Origin of the sequence: Verrucosispora sp. WMMA2044, from assembly GCF_027497155.1 — a bacterium.
Classification (GTDB): Bacteria; Actinomycetota; Actinomycetes; order Mycobacteriales; family Micromonosporaceae; genus Micromonospora; species Micromonospora palythoicola.
Map to the genome: position 1 here is coordinate 528,324 of NZ_CP114913.1, position 23,348 is coordinate 551,671.

The 23,348-nt window shown below is 71.2% G+C and carries 16 protein-coding genes; 8 read left to right on the forward strand and 8 right to left on the reverse strand.

The genetic code is table 11. The features are described from left to right. Position 1 precedes the first annotated feature (1 nt). The 3 genes from O3597_RS02465 to O3597_RS02475 all read right to left on the reverse strand — a co-directional run bounded on the left by O3597_RS02465 (position 2) and on the right by O3597_RS02475 (position 2,330). On the reverse strand, positions 2-1,186 hold the full coding sequence (locus O3597_RS02465; protein WP_164447622.1) for an AI-2E family transporter: 1,185 nt from the start codon (positions 1,184-1,186) through the stop codon (positions 2-4). Between the two features lie 170 nt (positions 1,187-1,356). After that, positions 1,357-1,539: a DUF397 domain-containing protein gene (locus O3597_RS02470; RefSeq protein WP_164447621.1), complete on the reverse strand. Its 183-nt coding sequence runs from the start codon at positions 1,537-1,539 to the stop codon at positions 1,357-1,359. Continuing rightward, positions 1,530-2,330 carry a helix-turn-helix transcriptional regulator gene (locus O3597_RS02475; RefSeq protein WP_281603148.1) on the reverse strand — a complete coding sequence of 267 codons (801 nt, stop codon included), beginning with the start codon at positions 2,328-2,330 and terminating at the stop codon, positions 1,530-1,532. Before O3597_RS02475 ends, O3597_RS02470 begins: the two co-directional genes overlap by 10 nt. A 284-nt stretch (positions 2,331-2,614) precedes the next feature. Between O3597_RS02475 and O3597_RS02480 the strand changes: the two genes are divergently transcribed. Then, on the forward strand, positions 2,615-2,929 hold the full coding sequence (locus tag O3597_RS02480; RefSeq protein WP_281603149.1) for a hypothetical protein: 315 nt from the start codon (positions 2,615-2,617) through the stop codon (positions 2,927-2,929). Between the two features lie 258 nt (positions 2,930-3,187). Here the strand turns inward: O3597_RS02480 and O3597_RS02485 are convergent, their stop codons facing one another. The 4 genes from O3597_RS02485 to mce form a co-directional block, all read right to left on the reverse strand. Next, a complete protein-coding gene (locus tag O3597_RS02485; RefSeq protein WP_281603150.1) occupies positions 3,188-5,350 on the reverse strand; it encodes a hypothetical protein in 2,163 nt (720 codons plus the stop codon). A 167-nt stretch (positions 5,351-5,517) separates the two neighbouring features. Continuing rightward, entirely contained in the window at positions 5,518-6,798 is a 1,281-nt protein-coding gene (locus O3597_RS02490) for a DivIVA domain-containing protein (protein ID WP_164447617.1), read from the reverse strand. 290 nt (positions 6,799-7,088) lie between these two features. Then, a complete protein-coding gene (gene ccrA, locus O3597_RS02495; RefSeq protein WP_281603151.1) occupies positions 7,089-8,444 on the reverse strand; it encodes a crotonyl-CoA carboxylase/reductase in 1,356 nt (451 codons plus the stop codon). Positions 8,445-8,705: 261 nt separating this feature from the next. Next, the gene (mce, locus tag O3597_RS02500) at positions 8,706-9,179 is read right to left on the reverse strand and encodes a methylmalonyl-CoA epimerase (protein ID WP_164447615.1); all 474 of its coding nucleotides are present in this window, start codon (positions 9,177-9,179) and stop codon (positions 8,706-8,708) included. A gap of 61 nt (positions 9,180-9,240) precedes the next feature. Here mce and O3597_RS02505 point away from each other — a divergent pair, with 61 nt between their 5' ends. From O3597_RS02505 to O3597_RS02530, 6 genes are all read left to right on the forward strand, one after another. Continuing rightward, positions 9,241-10,440, forward strand: coding sequence for an acetyl-CoA C-acetyltransferase (locus tag O3597_RS02505; protein ID WP_281603152.1), 1,200 nt, complete (start codon positions 9,241-9,243; stop codon positions 10,438-10,440). A gap of 65 nt (positions 10,441-10,505) precedes the next feature. After that, complete coding sequence (gene meaB / locus O3597_RS02510; RefSeq protein ID WP_281604452.1) at positions 10,506-11,441, forward strand: methylmalonyl Co-A mutase-associated GTPase MeaB; 936 nt, start codon at positions 10,506-10,508, stop codon at positions 11,439-11,441. A 97-nt stretch (positions 11,442-11,538) separates the two neighbouring features. Then, the gene (locus O3597_RS02515) at positions 11,539-11,931 is read left to right on the forward strand and encodes an Asp23/Gls24 family envelope stress response protein (protein ID WP_281603153.1); all 393 of its coding nucleotides are present in this window, start codon (positions 11,539-11,541) and stop codon (positions 11,929-11,931) included. A 104-nt stretch (positions 11,932-12,035) separates the two neighbouring features. Further along, positions 12,036-13,724: a methylmalonyl-CoA mutase family protein gene (locus tag O3597_RS02520; RefSeq protein WP_164447611.1), complete on the forward strand. Its 1,689-nt coding sequence runs from the start codon at positions 12,036-12,038 to the stop codon at positions 13,722-13,724. Between the two features lie 99 nt (positions 13,725-13,823). Further along, entirely contained in the window at positions 13,824-14,735 is a 912-nt protein-coding gene (locus O3597_RS02525; RefSeq protein WP_281603154.1) for a tetratricopeptide repeat protein, read from the forward strand. Between the two features lie 67 nt (positions 14,736-14,802). Further along, positions 14,803-15,984, forward strand: a complete 1,182-nt coding sequence (locus O3597_RS02530; RefSeq protein WP_164447917.1) for an arginase family protein — start codon at positions 14,803-14,805, stop codon at positions 15,982-15,984. Between the two features lie 39 nt (positions 15,985-16,023). Here the strand turns inward: O3597_RS02530 and O3597_RS02535 are convergent, their stop codons facing one another. After that, positions 16,024-17,979 carry a penicillin-binding transpeptidase domain-containing protein gene (locus O3597_RS02535; RefSeq protein ID WP_281603155.1) on the reverse strand — a complete coding sequence of 652 codons (1,956 nt, stop codon included), beginning with the start codon at positions 17,977-17,979 and terminating at the stop codon, positions 16,024-16,026. A gap of 286 nt (positions 17,980-18,265) precedes the next feature. On the opposite strand from O3597_RS02535, the gene O3597_RS02540 reads away from it, so the two are divergent. Next, a complete protein-coding gene (locus tag O3597_RS02540; RefSeq protein ID WP_281603156.1) occupies positions 18,266-23,320 on the forward strand; it encodes an NAD-glutamate dehydrogenase in 5,055 nt (1,684 codons plus the stop codon). Positions 23,321-23,348: the final 28 nt, after the last annotated feature.

The following is a 23,348-nucleotide window of genomic DNA, read 5'->3' on the forward strand; positions in this document are numbered from 1 at the left end:
GTCAGCGGGCGTCCTGGCGGGGGAGGACCACCTCACGGAGGATGAGCTGGATGGCGGCGACCGTCGGGATGGCGATCAGTGCGCCGATCACCCCCACCAGCGAAACCCCGAGCAGCGCGGCCACCAGCGCGGCGACCTCGTTCACCTGCACCGACCGCCGCATGATCTTGGGGTAGATGAGGTAGTTCTCGACCTGCTGGTAGACCACGAAGAAGATCACGCAGGCGATGCCGACCGAGGGATCGGTGGCGAAGCCGACCAGGCTGACGATCACCGCGCCGAGGGTGGCGCCGATCTGCGGGATGAGGTCGGTCACCGCGACGACCACGGCCAGGGCGAACGGGTACGGCAGGCCGACGATCAGCGCGAACACGAAGGTGCTCGCTCCGGCCAGCACGGCGATGGCGAGCGCGCCGACCATGTACGCCCCGACCTTGGTCAGGACCTCGTCACCGATCAGCTGCACCCGCTGCCGACGGGAACGCGGCACCAACGCGTACGCCAGGTTGCGGAGCCGGTCGAAGTAGACCAGGAAGTAGATGGTCAGCACCAGCACGGTGAGCACCCGGAAGACGGTGCCGAACACCAGTTGGGCACCGCCGAGCACCCCGCCCAACGCCCGGCCGACCATGTCCGCGCTGGTCGCCTCCTGGGCGCGGCGCATCAGGTCGAACTGCTCGACCAGGTCGTTGACCGTCTCGTTGCGGCGCAGCGACTCCAGGTAGCTCGGCAACTGCTCGACGAACTGCCCGGACTGGGTCACGATCGGTGGCACCAGCGCCAGCACCCCGGCCGCCAGCAGCGCCAGCACGATCAGCACGACCGTCGCCACGGCCAGCCCGCGCGGAAACCCCCAGGACCGTAACCGGACCACCGCCGGGTGCAGGCCCACCGCGAGGAAGAGCGCGATCACCACCAGGACCAGGATCCCCGCGGCGTTGCGCACCCCCAGGTAGACCGCGTACGCGAGCAGTACGCCGAGCGCACCGGTGAAGCCGACCAGGAAGCTGTTGCGCCGCAGCGGTCGCCCGGGGATGCCGAAGCGGCCGACGTCGGCACCTGCCGGACGCTGCTGCGTCGCGTCGGTCGCGTCGTCGGCTCCCGGCGCTGCCCCTGGCGGCTTCGAGTCGTGCTGTTCCCGCTCGGCAGGTCTCGGCGCGGCCTCATCGGGTTCGTGTTGCGCCATCCGGTCTCCCCGTCGGCTGTTCCGGCGGTGCCGCCGGGTCGAAATGAGCCCGCCGGGCCGGCGAGCCGGCGGCCCTGTTCGGCAGGGTAGTGCCGTTGCCTCGTGGTGATGATGCGGGCACGCTGTCGAGCTGAGGGCGTGGGTGGTTCAGCGCGAGCCGCCGCGGCGAGTCAGGTCCGCTTGAGCGTTGCGACGAAGGACCGCCAGGTCGACGGGGTGAACGCCAGCACCGGGCCCCGCCGGTCCTTGCTGTCCCGGACGGCCACCAGGCCGGGCAGGTTGTCGGCCACCTCCACGCAGTCGGTGTTGCCGCTGCGGGTGGAGGTGCGCCAGGTCGCGCCGTTCAGGGCCATGACTTCACCATCTCGTTGAGGAGTGCGATCGACTGCTGGCGGGACAGTGCCTCGTTGCGCACCGTCTCCCAGCGCGCCAACAGGGTAGCCAGATTCGCCTCGTTGTCGGTCGGCGCAGCGGTCAGTTGGGTCTCCTGGCTCGCCACCCAGCCGCCGTCCGCGCCCCTGGCCAGCGAGAACGGCCCGGACAGGCCGATATGCAGCCCGACGCTGAGCGGTACGACGTGGACGCTCACGCTGGGGCGCTCGGCGCAGGCGATCAGGTGCTCGATCTGGTGCCCCATGAGCGTCCGGAAGCGCTCGTCCCGCCGGTGCAGGATCGCCTCGTCGACGACCGCGATGAGCTGCGGCGGGTCGGGCTGGTCGAGGATGGCCTGCCGGTCCAGCCGGGCGGCCACCCGCTGCTCCACCTCGTCGTCGCTGAGCAGGTCGTCGCAGCGGATCACCGCGCGGGCGTAGCCCTCGGTCTGGAGCAGCGCGGGGACCAGCGTCGGCTGGAAGACCCGTAGCTGCCGGGCCTGGCGTTCGGCGTCCAGCCAGGGCAGAAACCAGGACGGCTGCCCCTCCCGCTCGGCGATCCGCAGCAGCGACCCCAGCAGCCCGTCCGAGGTCAGCACCTCGTCGGCCCGGGCCAGGAGCTGGCGATCGTACGGCCGGGCGCCGGTCTCCACGGCGGAGACCATCGACGCCGAGTAGTGCACCAGTTTCCCGAACTCCTCCTGGCTCAACCCGGCGGTGACGCGTAGCCGGCGTAGCTGGGACCGGATCAGGTCCGCCGTGGTCTGCTCCACACTGCCTCCACAATCGCCGGCCGAGAACCACTCGGCATTCCTCGGCGGCCTCCGCATCCCGCACCAGGGCCACCACCAGCCTCGATGCCTTCCGACAGTAGTGGTCCCGTCACCAAACTGTCAGCCATGCCGGATTCGTTCGTTGCCCGGAGGGCGCGGACGGGTTCAGGCGGGGGCCGCCCGCAATCCCCCTGCGGGCGGCCCTACCGAACCCGCTCCGGGTGCGTCTGTCGTCGCCAGGGCAGCGACAGACGCACCCGGGAGCCGTCCTTGCGGAGCTTGCTGTGTCACCTGAGCGCGCGGTCCGACCAGGTCGACCGCCACACACGCCGTTGCGGCCGACCTGGTGCTGCCGTACCGACGGGCAGCCCTGGCCCTGCGGGGAGGCGCGACTGGTGCTGCGGGCGGAGTACGAACACAACCCGACCGGTCTGTCCGTCTACCTCGCCGGCCTGATGTACGAGGCCATGCGCGACCTCTATCACCTCAACCCGTACGACGCCCCCGCGCCGCAGGCCCTCTTCGCCCGCTTCCTCGCCTGGACCAGACCCCGCCACCACCCCCCACCCACACGCCGATCATGCAGTTGTGGCAGGTGATTTGTCCTCAGTAGAACGCTTTGTAACCGCCACAACTGCATGATCGCCGCTGGGTGGGCTGCGGGGCGTTGCGGGTCACGGGTGTGGTGGTGGCGCGGCTGAAGGTGGTCGGTGGGAGGGGCGATGCGTTCACGCTCTCAGCTCGACAGGCGGGGACACCATCAGCATCCCGTGCGGGGACAGGCTGGTCACTGCCAGGACGGCTGTCACCGCACCGGGGGAGCCAGCCGCGAGCGAGCCGGTGCCGCCTACGAGGCGTCAGTCGGAGGTGACCTTGCTGGGCTTGGCGGTGCGCTCGTCGGTGGTCGGCTTGGTGGGGCGCTTACCGTTCTCGCCGGTGCTGGTGATCTTCGTCGGGGTGGCACCTCGGCCGCCCTCGCCGGGAACCGCAGCCACCGTCGGCTCGCCGTCCAACCCTTCGCTCGCCGTGCCGCCGTCGGCGCTCGTCGGCTCGGCCGCCGGGCGGGTCGGGGCGGGATCCTCCACAGTGGTGACCGGCTCCGCCACCGGCTTCGTCGCCGGCCGGGCATCGTCCTCGCCCGGACGGTCACCGGTCCGGCCGCCCGCCGCCGGGGCATCGTCGCCGGAGGGTCGAGCACCGTTCGCTGAGACGCCGACGGGGCGTGCCCCGTTCGTGGCCGAAGCTGCCACCGCAGGCGCGGCCGACGCGGCGGGAGCCGAGGTGGCCTGGAGCCGCAGGCCGAGCAGCTTGCGCTCCAGCTCGTCGGACTCCTGCCGGGACTTCCACGTCTCCTGGCGCAGGTCGGCGAGCTGCTGCTGGGCCTTGGCGATCTCCAACATCACCTGGGCGAGCTGCTGCCGGCTGGCCGCCGCCTCCTGCTGGGTGGCAGCGAGGTGCTGCTGGGTGGTGGCCAGGTGCTGCTGCGTGGTGGCCGCGTACTCCTCGAACTGGCGGCGGGACGCCGCGACGTGCTCGTCCGCCTCGCGCCGCACGGCGGTGACGTGCTCGTCGGCCTCCCGCCGGGTGGTGTCGGCGTACTCGTCGGCGTCGCGTCGGACGGTGGCGACGTACTCGTCGGCCTCGCGTCGCTTCGCGGACGTCTCGGTCTCCGCCTGGCGCAGCAGCTCGCCGGCCTGCTCCTCGGCCTGCCCTCGGACCGTGGCGGCCTCCTGCTCGGCGGCCTGGCGGATCTGGTCGGCGCCCTGCTCGATCTCGTTCTTCCGCGCGGTGTACTCGGACTCCAGCTGGGATCGCCGGGCCTCGAAGCCGGACTCCAGCTCGGCGGTACGGGTGCGGATCCGCTCGTCCAGCTCGGCGTTGCGGGTCTTGTACTGCTTCTCGAGCTGATCGCGGCGGGCGGTGAACTCGCGTTCGACGGTGGCCTTGCGCTCGGTCAGCTCCCTGTCGGCCGCCTCGCGGCGGCTGTTCACCTCCTGCTCCACCCCGGCCCGCCAGGCGCCCAGCTCCTGCTGCGCCTGCGCCCGGGCGTGCTGCACGTACGCCTCGGTCTCGCCGCGCATCCGCTGGGCGTACGCCTCGGTCTCGGCGCGGGTGCGCTTGGCCGCCTCGGTCGCCTGGGTGCTCAGCCGCTCGGCCTCCTTGCGGGCCTTGTCACGGGCGGCCCGGCCGGCCTCGGCGGCGTCGTCGATGATCTGCTTGGCCTCCTGTTGGGCCTTGGCATGGGTGGCCCGGCCCGCCTCGGTGGCCTGGTCGACCAGCCGTCGCGCCTCCTGCTGGGCGTTCGCGTGCACCTCCTTGGCGGCGTCGCGCAGCTGGGTGGCCTCCTGCTGGGCGGTGGCGAGCGCCTCGCGGGCCGCGTCGCGCAGCTTGGTCGCCTCCTGCTGGGCCCGACTGTGGATCTCCTTGGCCGCGTCCCGGAGCTGGGTGGCCTCCTGCTGGGCCCGGTCCAGGGATTCCTGGGCGGCCTTGCGCAGCCGGGCGGCCTCCTCCTTCGCCGACTTCGCGGCGGCTTCCGACTCGGCCCGGCGAGCGGTGGCCTGCCGCTCCTCCTCGGCCCGGCGGGCGGCCAGGGCGATCTCGAAGTCCTTGAGCGCGGTGGCCGCCGAGACGCGGGCCTCCTCGATGATGTGCTCGGCGGCGGCGCGGCGGGCCTCGATCTCCTCGTTGGCGGCGGAGAGGATGTCCTCGGCCTGCTCCTCGGCCAGCGTGAGGATCTGCTCCACCCGGGGGCCGAGATGCCGGAAGGCGGCCCGGTCGACGACCGGCGCATGCTTGCGCAGCTGGGCCAGGTCGCGTTGCAGCACCTCGACCTGACCGGCCAGCTTGTGGATCTGGGTGTACGCCTGTTCCCGTTCGGCCGCGAGCGCGGCGATCTCGTGCTCCGCACGAGCGACGTATCGGTCGACCTGTCGTTTCTCGTACCCCCGCAGGGCGGACTCGAAGCTGGGCTCCGTGGTCACGTCCCCGCCGAGCGCGAACAGTTCCTCGCCGTGCGACATGCTCCCATCCTCACACGCATCGGGCCCTCCTGGGGCGATACGGACGCCGTGGATTGGAGGTACTTCACACGGATCGCAGCGGGTGTGGGACGCATGACGGCGTGAGGTGCCACCGGTGTCCCGGTGTTACCTCACGCCGTAAATCATGCCCCGGTACGGGAGGCGGCTCAGCTGGCCGACTCGGCGGCGACGGGCTTCTCGGAGCCCTCCGCCTTGGTGTCCTCCGCCTTCGTGGCCTCGACCTTGGCGACCACCGCGTCGGCCACACCCGGCACCAGACCGGCGAGGCCGGCGAGGCTGGAGCGGATCTGGACGAGCTGGGCGGTGACGGCGTCCTTCTGCCGGGTCAGGTCCTCGACCTCGCGGCTGGCCGCCTGGGTGGTCAGCTCGGCCTCGGTGCGGGCCTCGCTGAGCAACCGCTGCGACTCGGCGCGCGCCTCGTTGAGCGTCCGCTCGGCCAGGGCCTTGGCCTTCTCCACCGTCTCGGTGGCGTTGCGCTCCGACTCGACCCGGCGGGCCTCGGCGCGCTGCTCGATCTCCTTGGCCCGGTCCTGCGCGGCGCGGGCCCGCTGCTCGGCCTCGTTGACCAGCTTCTGGGTCTGCGCGACCTGGGCGGCGTGCCGCTCCGACTCCTCGCGCTCGGCCTTCTCCCGGCGCTCCGCGAGCTGCAGCTCCAGGGCCTGGAGATCCTTGTCGCGCTTGTCGCGGGCGTCGGTGAGCAGCTTGGTCGCCTCGGCGCGCTTCTCCTCGGCCTCGCGGGCGGCCTTGGCCCGCTGCTGGGTGATCTCGCGCTCGGCGGTGGCCCGCAGGGTGGCGACCTCGCGCTCCACGGTGGACTTCAGCTCGGCGACCTCGTGGGCGGTCACCGTACGCAGCTGCTTGGTCTCCCGATCCGCGTCGGCGCGCAGCGTGTCGGCCTCGCGTCGGGCCTGGACGCGCACCTCGGCGGCCTCGCGCTCGGCGGCGGTCCGGACGTTGCCCGCCTCCCGCTCGGCGGTCGCCTTCATGGCCGCGGCCTCGGCACGCGCCTTGTCGGTGATCTCCCGCGCCTCGAGGCGGGCGGCGGAGAGGATGCCCTCCGACTCGCGCTTGGCCTCGTTGCGGTGGTCGTTGGCCTGCTCCTCGGCGAGCCGGAGGATCTGCTCGACACGGGTGCCGAGGCCGGACAGCGTGGGCCGGCTGTTCTCCTCCAGCTGCTTGCTGGTGTCGGTGAGCTTCTGCTCAAGGGCGGTGAGCCGCTGCTCGGACTGCCGGAGCCGGCGCTGCGCGTCGTTGAGCGCCTGCTCGGCGTCGGCGCGGTCCTTGTTGGCCTGGCTCAGCGCGGCGTTGAGCCGGCCGATGAAGTCGTCGACCTGACCGGTGTTGTATCCGCGCAGGCCAACCGTGAAATCTGGCTGCGAGTTCGCGTTATCGAAGAACGCGAGAGGGGAGGACTGCTGCTGGGGCATTGGGACATACTGGCAGACCCCCTGGGGTGCTTCGCAAGAGCGTGCCGCCCTTTGCCGTCCGCATTACATGGTCAACTCCGGGCGGTGATCGACCACCCGGGCGACAGGCGATCTTGCCAGCTCCGGGGCGAGCCGGATGGTACGGAGCGTGACGTGGAAAAGGACCGTGGCGGGATCGCGCACGGCCCCTTTGTTTCCGCGTCGCTCTCTCACACGAATGGGCCTCAGGCCGCCCGTGTGTAAAGCCAATCGGCGATCACCGAATGGCCACCGGCACCTCGGCCGTCAGGTCAGCGCCCACGGAACCGGTTGATGGCCTCGACGTGGCGGGCGCGTAGCTCGGGGTCGCGGACACCGAGTCCGTCCGCAGGGGCCAGACAGCGCACACCGACCTTGCCCTGGTGGGCGTTGCGGTGCACCTCGTAAGCGGCCTGGCCGGTCCGCTCCAGCGGGTACGTCCTGGACACGGTGGGGTGGATCCTTCCCAGCGCCACCAGCCGGTTGGCCTCCCACGCCTCGCGGTAGTTGGCGAAGTGACTGCCCACGATCCGCTTCAGGTGCATCCACAGGTAGCGGTTGTCGTACTGGTGCAGGAAGCCACTGGTGGAGGCGCAGGTGACGACGGTGCCACCGCGCTTGGCGACGTAGACGCTGGCACCGAAGGTCTCCCGGCCCGGGTGCTCGAAGACGATGTCCGGGTCCTCGCCGCCGGTGAGTTCCCGGATCCGCTCGCCGAAGCGGCGCCACTCGTCCGGGTTCTGGGTCTCCTCGTCCGACCAGAACCGGAAGCCCTCGGCGGAGCGGTCGATGACCAGCTCGGCGCCCATCCGTCGACACAGCTCCGCCTTCTCCGGAGAGGAGACGACACAGACCGGGATGGCGCCGCCGTTGAGCGCCAGCTGGGTGGCGTAGCCGCCCAGGCCGCCCGAGGCGCCCCAGATCAGCACCACGTCGCCCTGCTTCATGTTCGCGCCGTGGTGTGACACCAACTGCCGGTACGCGGTCGAGTTGACCAGCCCGGGGCTGGCCGCCTCCTCCCAGCTCAGGTGCGCCGGCTTGGGCATCAGCTGGTTGGCCTTGACCACGGCCAGCTCGGCCAGGCCACCGAAGTTGGTCTCGAACCCCCAGATCCGCTGCTGCGGGTCGAGCATCGTGTCGTCGTGGCCGGCCGCGTCCTCCAGCTCGACCGACAGGCAGTGGGCCACCACCTCGTCGCCCGGACGCCAGCGGCTCACCCCGGCACCGACCCGGAGCACCACCCCCGCCGCGTCGGAACCGACCACGTGGTACGGCAGGTCGTGCCGACGGGCCAGCTCCGAGGTGCGGCCGTAGCGGGTGAGAAACCTGAAGGTGGACAGCGGCTCGAAGATGCTGGTCCAGACGGTGTTGTAGTTGATGGCGCTGGCCATCACCGCGACAAGTGCCTCCCCCGGGCCGAGTTCCGGCGTCGGCACCTCCTGTAGGTGCAGAGCCTTGCGGGGGTCCTTGTCCCGGGTGGCCATGCCGTCGAATATCCCGGTCTCCTCGGCCCGGACGACCACGCCCCGGTAGCTCTCCGGTACCGGCAGCCCGGCGACGCCGGCCAACTCGCGCGCCGGGTCGGCCGACCCGTCCGCGGCCATGATGGCTTCGAGAATCTCCTGCACGGTGACCTCCGGTTCTCGCCGCGCCAGCGGCGGGCCTGGGCTGCCATCGTCGACGCCGTTCGGCGGCCGTCACCATGTCGGCCGCCGCCACATACCGCGCCATCGGGCTACCTGTGAGGCCGGAGGTTACTGAACGGTAGCTAAGGCTGGAAAGCCTCCTGTGAGAAAGTGCATCGGCCACTGCGCGGAGGTGCATGCCTGCCCGGGCAAGCGCACACCTCCGGGCTCGCGGCTTGTCAGGTCGGGTGGGCGCGGGTCGGGTCAGTGGGACGCGGCCGGTTGCACCAGTTCGATCAGCACGCCGCCGGCGTCCTTCGGGTGCACGAAGTTGATCCGGGAGTCGGCGGTGCCGCGCTTCGGGGTCTCGTAGAGCAGCCGTACGCCACGCTCGCGCAGCGCCGCGCAGGCCGCGTCGATGTCGGCCACGGTGTACGCCACCTGCTGAACGCCCGGGCCGTTGCGGTCCAGGAACTTCGCGATCGTCGACTGCGGGGTCAGCGGTGCGAGCAGTTGCACGCAACCGCCCTCGGCACTCGGCCCGACCGTCAACATCGCCTCCCGGACACCCTGCTCGGTGTTGGTCTCGGTGTGCACGCAGCGCATTCCGAAGGTGCGCTGGTAGAAGTCGATGGCGACGTCGAGGTCGGGCACCGCGATCCCGACATGGTCGATGCGGCGCAGCCCGATGTCTGTGACATAGTCGGCAGCGGGCTCGGCGGGGGAGTTCTCAGGCATGACGTTAGTCTGGCCGAACATTCGTTAAGGCGTACAGTGCGGCATCCCCTCGGAGGCAGGTATGGCTTCGGTGATCGTCAGCGGCGCGCGGACCCCGATGGGGCGCCTGCTGGGCAACCTCAAGGACCTACCGGCGACCAAACTCGGCGGCATCGCCATCTCCGCCGCGCTCGAACGGGCGGGAGTCGCACCCGACCAGGTGCAGTACGTGATCATGGGTCAGGTGCTCCAGGCCGGCACCGGGCAGATCCCCGCCCGGCAGGCGGCCGTCGAGGCCGGCATCCCGATGTCCGTACCGGCCCTGACGATCAACAAGGTCTGCCTCTCCGGCCTCGACGCGATCGCCCTTGCCGACCAGTTGATCCGGGCCGGCGAGTTCGACATCGTGGTGGCCGGCGGCATGGAGTCGATGACCAACGCCCCGCACCTGCTGCTCGGTCAGCGTGCCGGCTACAAGTACGGCGACGTGGTGATCAAGGACCACATGGCGCTCGACGGGCTGACCGACGCCTGGGACTGCTGCTCGATGGGTGCGTCCACCGAGCGGCACGGCGGCGCCCGCAGCATCACCCGCCAGGAGCAGGACGAGTTCGCGGCCGGCAGCCACCAGCGTGCCGCCGCCGCCCAGAAGAACGGCCACTTCGCCGAGGAGATCACCCCGGTGGTCATCCCGCAGCGCAAGGGTGACCCGCTGGTGATCAGCGAGGACGAGGGCATCCGGCCGGACACCACCGCGGAGTCCCTGGCCAAGCTCCGTCCGGCGTTCGCCTCCGACGGCACCATCACCGCCGGCAGTTCCTCGCCGATCTCCGACGGCGCCGCCGCCGTGGTGGTGATGAGCAAGGCGAAGGCCAAGGAGCTGGGCCTGCCCTGGCTGGCCGAGGTGGGCGCGCACGGCAACGTGGCGGGTCCGGACAACTCCCTGCACTCGCAGCCGTCCAACGCCATCCAGCACGCCCTGCGGAAGGGTGGCCTGGCCGTCTCCGACCTCGACCTGATCGAGATCAACGAGGCGTTTGCCCAGGTCGGCATCCAGTCGATCCGCGACCTCGGCGTCAGCCCGGACAAGGTCAACGTCAACGGCGGCGCGATCGCGCTCGGCCACCCGATCGGCATGTCCGGCGCCCGGCTCGTGCTGACCCTCGCGCTGGAACTCAAGCGGCGTGGCGGCGGCACCGGCGCGGCCGCGCTGTGCGGCGGCGGGGGCCAGGGCGACGCGCTCATCATCCACGTTCCCGACCCCAGCGAAACCGATCTGTGAGCGAGTCGAACACCCGCGTCCCGACGGCGGCCACCGGCTCGGTGCGCCGCAGCCGGGACGTACCGATGCTCGTCGAACGGGCCCGCGACGGTGACCCCCGGGCGGTCGCCCGGCTGATCACCCTGGTCGAGTCGGGCGACGACACCGTGCCGGCAATCGCCGCGGCGCTCGCCCCGTACACCGGACGGGCCCAGGTGGTCGGCCTGACCGGCTCGCCAGGGGTGGGCAAGTCCACCACCACGAACGAGTTGGTCCGGGCCCTACGGGCCCACGGTCACCGGGTGGGGGTGCTGGCCATCGACCCGTCCAGCCCGTTCACCGGCGGTGCGATCCTCGGTGACCGGGTGCGGATGCAGGACCATGCCACCGACCCCGGCGTCTACATCCGCTCGATGTCCAGCCGGGGGCATCTCGGTGGGCTCTCGGCGGCCACCCCGCAGGCGGTGCGGGTCCTGGAGGGCGCCGGCTGCGACGTGGTGCTCGTGGAGACCGTCGGCGTCGGGCAGGCGGAGGTCGAGGTGGCCTCCCTGGCCGACACCACGCTGGTGCTGCTCGCGCCCGGGATGGGCGACGCGATCCAGGCGGTGAAGGCCGGCATCCTGGAGATCGCCGATGTCTTCGTGGTCAACAAGGCCGACCGGGACGGCGCCGACGCCACGGTCCGCGACATCCAGGGCATGATTGCCCTCGGCGAGCGCGCGCCGGGTCAGTGGCGTCCGCAGGTGGTGCGGACGATCGCCGCGCGCGGTGAGGGCATCGACGACGTGGCCGCCGCGATCGACAAGCACCGCGCCTGGCTGGTCGAGCACGACGAGCTGCGGCGGCGGCGCGAGGCGCGGGCCGCCGCCGAGGTCGAGGCGATCGCGCTGGGCGTGCTCCGCGCCCGGATCGGTTCGCTGCGCGACGGTACGCAGCTGCCCGCGCTCGCCGCCGAGGTGGCGTCCGGTGCCACCGATCCGTACGCGGCGGCCGAGGCGTTGCTCGCTCAGCTCTCCGGATGACCGAGTCCACTGCGGACCGCCGGAGACGGTTAGGCTCGCACCGCCGCGCGGTTGCGCGGATGCCGCGACGGCCGCTGGGGGACTTATGGATCACGAGATGACGCAGGAGTTGGCGATGACGCCGGACGCGGTCGCGGGCGGGCGTACCCACATCTCGGACGAGGTGGTGGAGAAGATCGCGGTGGCCGCGGCGAAGGCGGTGCCGGGCGTGGTGGAGCTGGGTGGCGACATCGCCCGGTTCTTCAACGCGGTGCTGGACCGGGTCGGGCTCGACCAGGTCGGCGACGCCCGGCGGGGGTGTTCGGCGCACGTGACGAACGGCGGTGCCGTGATCAACCTGGTGATCGTGACCGACGCCGGGCATCCGGTGCCCGAGGTGACCACCGCGGTGCGGGTCGAGGTGACCCGGGCGGTCGAGGCGTACGGGCTGCGGGTCGACGAGATCAACATCCGGGTCGACGACGTGGCCATCGACGGTCCCGCCGGCTGAGTTCGGGCAGCTCAGGTTACCGGCCGGTACGAACTACCTTATCGATCGTTCAGGTAGGGGCTCTACACTCGATCGCAGTCGAGGACTCGAGGAGGAGCCCGGAGATGAACGCCGACGACATCGCGGCCGGGCGGGCCCGCTGGCAGGCCCGCTACGACTCCGCGCGCAAGCGGGACGCCGACTTCACCACGCTCTCCGGAATGCCTGTCGAGCCGGTCTACGGCCCGCCCGAGGGCGTCGCGTACCCGGGCTTCGAGCGGATCGGCTGGCCCGGGGAGTTCCCCTACACCCGGGGCCTGCACCCGACCGGCTACCGGGGGCGGACCTGGACCATCCGCCAGTTCGCCGGGTTCGGCAACGCCCGGCAGACCAACGAGCGCTACAAGATGATCCTGGGCGCCGGCGGCGGCGGGCTCTCGGTCGCCTTCGACATGCCCACCCTGATGGGGCGCGACTCCGACGACCCGCAGTCGCTCGGCGAGGTGGGCCACTGCGGGGTGGCGGTGGACAGCGCCGCCGACATGGAGGTGCTCTTCGACGGCATCGACCTGGCCGGGGTCACCACGAGCATGACCATCTCCGGCCCGGCGGTGCCGGTGTTCTGCATGTACCTGGTCGCCGCCGAGCGGCAGGGCGCCGACCTGTCGAGCCTCGACGGGACGTTGCAGACCGACATCTTCAAGGAGTACATCGCGCAGAAGGAGTGGCTGTTCGACCCGGAGCCGCACCTGCGCCTGATCGGCGACCTGATGGAGTACTGCGCGGCCGAGATCCCGCGCTACAAGCCGCTGTCGGTCTCCGGGTACCACATCCGGGAGGCCGGCTCGACGGCCGCGCAGGAGCTGGCGTACACGTTGGCCGACGGCTTCGGCTACGTCGAGCTGGGGCTGTCGCGCGGGCTCGACGTCAACGTCTTCGCCCCCGGCCTGAGCTTCTTCTTCGACTCGCACGTCGACTTCTTCGAGGAGATCGCCAAGTTCCGGGCCGCCCGCCGGATCTGGGCCCGCTGGCTGCGTGACGTCTACGGCGCCACCAGCGAGAAGGCGCTCTGGCTGCGTTTCCACACCCAGACCGCCGGCGTGTCGCTGACCGCGCAGCAGCCGGTCAACAACGTGGTACGCACCGCCGTCGAGGCGCTCGCCGCGGTGCTCGGTGGCACCAACTCGCTGCACACCAACGCCCTGGACGAGACCCTCGCCCTGCCCACCGACTCCTCCGCCGAGATCGCCCTGCGTACCCAGCAGGTGCTGATGGAGGAGATCGGGGTGACCAACGTGGCCGACCCGCTGGGCGGCTCCTGGTACGTCGAGGCGCTCACCGACCGGATCGAGGCCGAGGCGGAGGAGATCTTCGCCCGGATCCGCGCGCTCGGTGGCGACGGACCGCACCAGATCGGGCCGATGACCTCCGGGATCCTGCGGGGCATCGAGGACGGCTGGTTCACCGGACAGATCGCCGAGGCCGCGTTCGCGTACCAGCAGGCGCTGGAGAAGGGTGACAAGAAGATCGTCGGCGTCAACTGCCACACCGGGACGGTCGCCAAGGAGCTGGAGATCCTGCGCATCTCGCACGAGGTGGAGTTGGAACAGCGCCGGACGCTGGCCGAACGCAAGCGCGGTCGGGACGATTCCCGGGTACGTGCCGCGGTCGAGGCGATGGTGGCGGTGAGCCGTACCGGGGGGAACATGATCCCGGCGATGCTCGACGCCGTCCGGGCGGAGGCGACTCTCGGCGAGATCTGCGACGCGCTTCGGGCCGAATGGGGCGTTTACCGCGAGCCCGCACGGTTCTGACCTTCGGCCCACCAGGGCGGCTGGGCAGGGGTGACAGTGGCAACTGCGCGGGCCGAGGCTGATCCGAGTTCGGCGGACTGCGTGCGAGACTAGATAACCATGAGCGACCCACGGATCACCTCGTCGATCTTCACCCGCGGCGCGGTCGACCTCAGCGCGCTGCGCACCCCTGCCCCCAGTTCCACACCGGCTCCGGTCCAGGCCGGCCCGCCCGCCGGGGCACCCGGCGGCGCCGTCGGCGGGGTCACCGTCATCGACGTGACCGAGGCGACCTTCCAGTCCGAGGTCCTGGAGCGCTCGCTGACCACACCCGTCGTGATCGACTTCTGGGCCGAGTGGTGTCAGCCCTGCAAGCAGCTCTCCCCGGTGCTGGAGCGGCTGGCGGTGGAGGGTGGCGGCGCCTGGGTGCTCGCCAAGGTCGACGTGGATGCCAACCCGAGGCTCGCGCAGATGTTCCGGGTCCAGGGCATTCCGATGGTGTACGCGGTGGTCGGCGGGCAGCCCGTCGACGCCTTCTCCGGCGTGGTGCCCGAGGCACAGCTGCGCCAGTGGCTCCAGGCCGTACTCAAGGCCGGCGGGGTGAGCGTGGCCGAGCCGGAGGATCCACGGCTCGACGAGGCGGACGACGCGCTGATGAGTGGCGACCTGGACGCCGCCGAGCAGGCGTACCGGAAGATCCTCGCCGAGACCCCGGCGGACGCCGCCGCCGAGGCCGGGCTGGCCCAGGTGGGGCTCGCCCGCCGGGTGGCCGGCGCCGATCCGCAGGCCGCGCTCACCGCCGCGGCGGCCAAACCCGACGACGTCGACGCCCAACTGCTCGCCGCCGACATCGAGGTGCTCAGCGGTCTTGCCGATCAGGCGTACCAGCGCCTGGTCGGATTGGTCCGCCGCACCGGTGGTGACGACCGGGAGAAGGTACGCCAGCACCTGGTCGGCCTGTTCGCCATCGCCGGGCCGGACGACCCTGCCGTCGCCTCGGCCCGCCGGGCGCTGGCCAGCGCCCTGTTCTGAGTACCTGCCACGCCAGCGCGGGCCGGCGTGTCGCCGGCCCGCCTCCACACCGAGAGGACGGGAGCCCATATTGCGCCGGATCGCCGTCCTCGACGCGCCGAGCAACCTCGGCCTGCGCCCGCCCACGCCCACCTCCGTTCCGGGCTGCGGGAAGGCGCCCGGTGCGCTCCGGGACCAGGGGCTGCTGCCCCGGTTGCGGGCCCGCGACGCGGGTTGCCTGACCCCGCCCCGCTACGACGCCGGTGACTGGCGACCCGGCGACGGCGTCTGCCACGCGCGGGAGATCGCCGACTACTCGGCGGCACTGGCCGACCGGATCGGCGCGATCATCGACCGGGGCGAGTTCCCCGTGGTCCTCGGCGGCGACTGCTCGATCCTGCTCGGCTCGGCGCTGGCCATGCACCGCCTCGGCGAGGCGGTGGGTGGCCGGATCGGGCTGGTCTTCGTCGACGGCCACTCCGACTTCCGGCACCCCGGGAACGCGTCGTACGTGGGTGCGGCGGCGGGTGAGGATCTCGCTCTGGTCACCGGTCGGGGCCAGGCCGACCTGGCGGGCATCGAGGGACGGCGACCCTACTTCCGGGACGTCGACGTGGTGGTGCTCGGCATCCGTGCCCAGGACGAGTACCGGCTCGACCTGCAGGCCGCCGGGATCATCACCCGACCGGTGCCGGCGCTGCGCGCCGAGGGTGCGGCGCGTACCGCCCAGTGGGCGCACGAGCAACTGGCCGACTGCGCCGGCTACTGGGTGCACGTCGACGTGGACGTGCTCGACCCCGCCGTGATGCCGGCGGTCGACGCGCCCGACCCGGGTGGCATCGCCTTCGCCGAGCTGGAGATCCTGCTCGCCGGTCTGGTCGACACCCCACACTGCCTCGGTGTCGAGCTGACCGTCTTCGACCCCGACTACGACCCGGACGGCGCGTACGCCGCGGAGATCGTCAACACCGTGGTGTCCGGCCTGCGCCCGGTGACCGCCCCCGGCTCGGCGCCCTCCCGGCTGCGTGCCGAGCGGACGCCTGCTTCCACTCCCACTCCCGGCCCGCGCCGGAGCACCGATCAGTTCGGACCACCGGACTCACCGGCACCGGTCGACCACGGTCAGGTCCACGACGGGGCCGCGAGCGGCGCAGACGTGGCCGACGGTGGCCCGGCTGACTATGACCTCGCCGATGACGACCTGGGCGGCTCAGGTGTCTCGACGGAGACCACTCGTCCGGCGACCGCCACCGGCGGGCCGGCCGCCTGACCCCGCACGACCGTCGCCGGCCGGCGCGCTCTCAGCCGCTCAGTCGGCCAGGGCACGGAGGAAGCGCTCGGCGATCGGTACCGCGGTGCCGCTGCCCGAGCCGCCCTTCTCGACGAAGACGGCGAACGCGACGTCGTCCTGCCAGCCGACGAACCAGGCGTGGGTGTTCTCCGGGTTGTCGTCGTACTCGGCGGTGCCGGTCTTGCCGTGCACCGGCTCACCCGGGACGTCCCGCAGGGCGGTGCCGGAGCCGCTGGTGACCACCTCGCGCATCATGTCCTGGACGGCCGTGACCGCCTCGGGCTTCAACTGTGGCCCTGGCTCGGCGGCCCGTTCCGGCGCGGGGTCCACGAGCAGCTGCGGTGGCAGGAACCTGCCCCGGGCCACCGCCGCGGTCGCCGCCGCCATGGCCAGCGGGCTGACCACAGTGGTGCCCTGGCCGATCGCCGCGGCGGCCTGTTCGGTGGCGCCGCCGTTCGCCGAGACCTTGCCGGTGAACGCGTCGAGGCCCAGGTCGCCCCACTCGCCTTCCAGACCCAGGGTGCGTCCGGCGGCGGCCAGACCGTCCGCGCCCAGTTGGGGGGCGAGCGCGGCGAAGGCGGTGTTGCACGACTTGGCGAAGTCGGTGCGGAACGGCACCTCGCCGAGGGCGAAGTCGTCGGAGTTCTTGAAGGAACGCCCGTCCACGACGAACCGCTTCGGGCAGGCGACGGTGGTGTCGGGGGTGACCGCGCCTCGCTCGATCAGCCCGAACGCGCTGACCATCTTGAAGGTCGAGCCGGGTGGCACCTGCGCGGTGAAGGCCAGGTTCTCCCCGGCCGCACCGGGACCGTTGGCCGCGGCGAGCACGGCACCGTCGGTGATCCGTACGGCCACCAGGGCGGCCCGCCGGCGTTCCGCGCGCAGCGCCCGGTCCGCGGCGTTCTGGGTGGCCACGTCGAGGGTGGTACGAACCGGCTGGCCGGGGCGGGGTTCGCTGCGGAACACCTCGGTGCCGGTCGACTCGACGGTGCCGTCCGGCCCGGCCCGGTTCACGACGACGGCCAGACCCGGTACGCCGCGCAACCGTTCGTCCCAGCGGCCCTGCAGCCCACCGTGACCGACGAGGTCCCCCGGGGAGTAGCGGTCGGGATGGTTGGCGAGGTCCTCGGCGTACGCGGGGTCGACGGTGCCGAGCACCGCCCTGGCGAACTCGCGGGTGGGTGCGAGGTCCAGCTTGTCGGTCGGGAACTTCGTCCCGGGCAGGGGGTGGATCCGGGACTTGATCTGTCGGTACGCCTCGTCGCGCAGGGTGACCACCTCGACGAACGCGTCCGGTTTCGCCTCCTTCAGCCGCTTCGGCAGATCCGACAGGTCGACCGGCGGGGTGATCACCGGCCGGATGGCGCGAAACGCGGCGTCCAACTCGCGGACCGTGGCCTTGACGTCGGTCACCTCGCTGGGCCGCAAGCCCACCCGGACCACGTCGCGGGGCGCCACGATCGGCTCGCCGGCACCGTCGAGCACGGTGGCCCTGCTCGCCCGGTCCCGCCGCAGCCCCAGCCGGTCGCCACGGGTGAGCTGTTCCTGGACGATCTGCGGCTCCCAGATGACCTGCCACTGGTCGTCGCGGCCCTGGGTCAGGCGCACCGGCCGGTCGTACGCCCAGGTCGTCCCGCCCGGTAGCGTCCACTCCGCCCGGATGCTGGCGGTGGCGGTGTTCTGGACCACCTCGGGATCACCCTGGCGGGTCAGCGCGAGCGGCGCGTCGACGAGTTCGCCGGAAAGCTCCCGGATCTCCTGGACGACGGTGCCGGCGGGGATCTTCGCGCCGGTCGGGTCGACGAAGCCGACCGCGTTCAGGTCGCCCTCGCGCCAACCTTCGAGGAAGGCGTCGACGGTGCGCTGCGGGCCGTCCTCACCGGAACAGGCGACCAGGCTGGCCGCTGCCACCAGGCAGGTGGCGGCGATGGTCAGTGACGACCGACTGCTGCGGTGTCGGCGCGGAACGTACATCTGGTGCTTCCTCCTGGTCGGCTGCTCCGCACGCTAGTACGCCGAAACGCCGGCCACTGTCCCGGTCGGGCCTGGTCAGGTGAAAAGACGGTCTCGTGACGGTGTGATGAACAACATCAGGCGGGGTACTCCGAACCCGGTCGAACCTCGTACCGCAACGGGTGAAAGGACGGCGTCGGAGATCCGGACGTCCGGCCGGTGGTCCGCCGACGGAGGAACCGATCGGTCGGCCTAGGCTTGGCGGCAGAGTGACCCACAGCGCTGTGGGTCGAGGGGAGTGGCACCGATGGACCGGCGTCCGGCGATCAAACCGGAACCCGACCTCCGGCAGGTTGACACCGGCCGGGACGACAGTTTCGACACGACGACCGACGGGGACGGTTTCGGTCGGCTAGACACAGGTGCGACCGGAATGACCGGTTCGAGCATCGACACCCTCTACGATCTGGGGCTGCCTCCGGAGGCGCTCGCCGACGACGCGGAGGACGCCGAGTTCGACGAGCCGGTGCCCAACGCCGAGCGACTCGTTGCCCAGGCCGTGTCGCTGGCCGGCGACGACCACGACGCGGCGACCCTGGTGGGCAGGTTCTGGCGGTTCGCGCCGGACGAGGAACTGATCGGGTTCACCGCCGAGGAGATGCTCGACGCCGCCCGGGCGCACCGGGAACTGGCCCGGCAGCGGGTGCCGGGCGAGTTGAAGCTGCGGATCCACTCGCCCGACGCGGAGCAGCACCACAGCGTCGTCGAGATCGTCACCGACGACATGCCGTTCCTGGTCGATTCGGTGACCGCCCTGCTCAACACCCACCATCTGGACGTCCACCTGCTCGTGCACCCGCTGGTCGTGGTGCGTCGGGAGCCGTTGGGGCGGCTGGTCGAGGTCGCCGCCGACGTGGAACCGGACGACGCGATCTCCGGCGACCTGGTCGAGAGCTGGATGCGGATCGAGATCGACCCGGTCCGCGACCCGGAGGAACGGGACAAGCTGCGCCGGGAACTGCAACGGGTGCTGACCGACGTGCGGGAGGCCGTCGAGGACTGGCCGAAGATGCGCCAGCGCGCCCTCGCCCTCGCCGACGAGCTGGCCGCCGCGCGGACCAGTGACAACCGGCCACCGGTGCCGGAGAAGGACATCACCGACTCGGTCGAGCTGCTGCGCTGGCTCGCGCACGACCACTTCACCTTCCTCGGCTACCGGGAGTACCGGCTGGTGCCGAACTCGCCCGAGGACGGGCCGGCGTTGGAGGCGGTGCTCGGCACCGGGCTGGGCATCCTGCGGCAGGACTCGCCGGAGGCGCGGACGCTGTCCTCGATGACGCCCGAGGCGCACGAGAAGGTCACCGAGAAGCGTCTGCTGATCATCACCAAGGCGAACTCGCGGGCCACCGTGCACCGTTCGGCGTACCTCGACTACATCGGTTTCAAGATCTTCGACGAGAACGGCGAGGTGGTGGGCGAGCGCCGTTTCCTGGGCCTGTTCTCCACCGCCGCGTACCGGACCAGCGTCCAGGAGTTGCCGGTGGTCCGGCGCAAGGTCGCCGAGGTGCTGGACCGGTCGGGCCTGAGCCTGCGCAGCCACTCCGGCAAGGATCTGATGCAGATCCTGGAGACGTACCCGCGCGACGAGCTGTTCCAGATCAAGACCGACGACCTGTACCACGCGGTCATCGGGGTGCTGCGGATGGCCGGCCGCCGGCAGTTGCGGGTCTTCCTGCGCCGGGACGCGTATGGGCGGTTCATCTCCTGCCTGATCTATCTGCCGCGGGACCGGTTCACCACCCAGAACCGGCTGCGGATGCAGGACATCCTGCTGCGTGAGCTGAACGGTGTCGGGGTGGACTACACCACCCGGGTGACCGAGTCGATGCTGGCGCGGGTGCACTTCATCGTGCGCACCGACCCGACGAGCCCGCCCGGCGACATCGACGCCGACCTGCTGGCCGAGGAGTTGGCCGACGCCACCCGGTTGTGGGACGACGACTACCGGCTGGTGCTGGAACGCAAGCTCGGCGACGAGCAGGCCAAGCACCTGTTCGGCCGGTACGCCGACGCGTTCCCGGAGGGCTACAAGGACGGGCACACGCCGTACGAGGCGATGAAGGACCTGGCCAAGCTGGAGCTGCTGGAGGAGCCCGGCCAACTGGAGATGCACCTGTTCCGCAAGCAGTTGGCGCCGCGTGCCGGTGGCCGGGGTCCGGACGTCGACGAGTCGATGGACGTGCGGTTCAAGGTGTACCGCTACGGCGAGCCGATGATGCTCTCGGCGGTGCTGCCGGTGCTGCACTCGCTCGGCGTGAAGGTGGTCGACGAGCACCCCTACGAGGTGGAGCGGGTCGACGGCCGGATCTGGCTGTACGACTTCGGGCTACGACTGCCCGAGGGGCACCAGGAACTGGCCGAGGTGCGTCCGCACGTGGAGAACGCCTTCGCGGCGGCGTGGCGCGGCGAGGCCGAGGTGGACCGCTTCAACGAGCTGGTGCTGCTCGCCGGGCTGACCTGGCGCCAGGTGGTGGTGCTGCGGGCGTACGCGAAGTACCTGCGGCAGACCGGCACGGTCTTCTCACAGGACTACATGGAGTCGACCTTCATCGCGTACCCGCACCTGGCCACGCTGCTGGTGCAGTTGTTCGAGGCGCGGTTCGAGCCGGGCCCGGTCGCCGCCGAGCAGCGCCAGCGACGTGGTGCCGAGCTGGTGGCCGAGATCCGTACCGCGCTCGACGACGTGGCCAGCCTCGACCAGGACCGGATCCTGCGCTCGTACCTCTCGTTGATCCAGGCCACCCTGCGGACCAGCTTCTACCAGCGGCCGGTGGGTGGGCGACCGAAGCCGTACGTGGCGTTCAAGCTCGATCCGCAGGCGATACCCGAGCTGCCCCCGCCCCGACCGAAGTTCGAGATCTTCGTGTACTCGCCCCGGTTCGAGGGCGTGCACCTGCGGTTCGGGCCGGTGGCCCGCGGCGGCCTGCGCTGGTCCGACCGGCGGGAGGACTTCCGTACCGAGGTGCTCGGCCTGGTCAAGGCGCAGATGGTGAAGAACGCCGTCATCGTGCCGGTGGGTGCCAAGGGCGGCTTCGTGCTGAAGCAGAAGCCGGGTGACCGGGACGAGGCGGTGACCTGCTACCAGGAGTTCGTCTCGGCGCTGCTGGACGTCACCGACAACATCGTGGCCGGTGAGATCGTGCCGCCCGACGACGTGGTCCGCCACGACGGCGACGACCCGTACATGGTGGTGGCGGCGGACAAGGGCACCGCGACCTTCTCCGATACCGCCAACGAGATCTCGACGGCACACAACTTCTGGCTGGGCGACGCCTTCGCCTCCGGCGGCTCGGCCGGCTACGACCACAAGAAGATGGGCATCACCGCCCGCGGCGCGTGGGAGTCGGTCAAGCGGCACTTCCGGGAGATGGGGCACGACACCCAGAGCCAGGACTTCACCGTGGTCGGAGTCGGCGACATGTCCGGTGACGTGTTCGGCAACGGCATGCTGCTGTCGGAGCACATCCGGCTGGTGGCCGCCTTCGACCACCGGCACATCTTCCTGGACCCGGACCCGGACCCGGCCACCTCGTACGCGGAACGGAAGCGGCTGTTCGAGCTGTCCCGGTCCACCTGGGAGGACTACAACGCCGAGCTGATCTCGGCCGGTGGTGGGATCTATCCGCGTACGGCGAAGTCGGTGCCGATCTCACCACAGGTCCGTGCCGTGCTCGGGCTCGACGACGACGTCGACCAGTTGAGCCCGCAGGAGCTGATGAAGGCCATCCTCACCGCGCCTGTCGACCTGTTCTGGAACGGCGGCATCGGCACCTACGTCAAGGCGTCCAGCGAGACCAACGCCCAGGTCGGCGACAAGTCCAACGACGCGATCCGGGTGGATGGTCGCAGCCTGCGCTGCCGGGTGGTCGGCGAGGGTGGCAACCTCGGCTTCACCCAGCACGGCCGGATCGAGTACGCCCAGGCGGGCGGCCGGATGTACACCGACTTCATCGACAACGCGGCCGGGGTGGACTGCTCCGACCACGAGGTGAACATCAAGATTCTGCTGAACACCGCGGTCGCCGACGGCGAGCTGACCATTCCCGAGCGGGACGAGCTGCTCGCCCGGATGACCGACGAGGTCGCGGAGCTGGTGCTGCGGGACAACTACGACCAGGCCAGGGCGATCAACAACTCCCAGGCGCAGGCCACCTCGCTGCTTCCGGTGCACCGCCGGATGATCACGGAGCTGGAGCGCGCCGGGGTGCTGGACCGGTCGTTGGAGGCGCTGCCGCCGGACGAGGAGCTGGCGGTACGCACCGAGTCCGGGCTGACCGCGCCGGAGTTCGCCGTGCTGTTGGCGTACGTGAAGATCGCCCTGGAGAAGGAGATCCTCACCGACGCGCTGCCCGACGAGGAGTGGACCGGTGAGGTGCTGGTCAACTACTTCCCGACGCCGATGCGGCAGGGGTTCGCCGACCGGATGGAGCGGCACCGGTTGCGTCGCGACATCGTGACCACGGTGCTGGTCAACGAGGCGATCAACCGGGGTGGGATCTCCTTCGTCTTCCGGGTGGTGGAGGAGACCGCCGCCACGGCGGCGGACGTGATCCGGGCGTACGTGGTGGTCCGTGAGGTCTTCGGACTGCGCGAGCTGTGGGACGAGGTCGAGGCGCTGGACAACCGGATCGATCCGGAGTTGCAGACGAACGTCTATCTGGACACCCGACGTCTGCTCGACCGGGCGGTCCGGTGGCTGGTGACCAACCGCCGCTCGCCGATCGACGTGCCGGCGGAGATCGCCCGACTGCGGGACGGGATCGCCCGGCTGCTGCCCGGGATGGAGACACTCTTCTACGGCAGCGAGCGCGAGTCGATCGCGGCCCACATCGACTCCATGACCGAGCGTGGCGTGCCGCGTGAGCTGGCCCAGCGCAGTACCCGACTGATGTACAGCTTCGGCCTGCTGGACGTGGTGGAGACCGCCGCGAGCACCGGACGGGACGTCGGCGAGGTCGCCTCGGTCTACTTCGTGCTCTCCGACCGGTTCCGGGTGGACTCGTTGCTGTCGAAGATCTCCCTGCTGCCGCGCGAGGACCGGTGGCAGACGTTGGCGCGGATGGCGTTGCGCTACGACCTGTACGCCGCGCTCGCCGCCCTCACCGCGGAGGTGCTGGACTCCACGCCGGGTGACCTGCCGCCGCAGGAGCGGGTACAGCAGTGGGAGCAGTCGAACGCCACCTCGATCCACCGCGCCGAACGGGCGATGGGCGAGTTCGACGAGTCCCGCGCCGACCTGGCGGCCCTGTCGGTGCTGCTGCGCCAGATCCGCACCCTGGTCCGCACCTCCGCCGCCACCTGACCGCGCCGACCTGCGCGATCATGCAGTT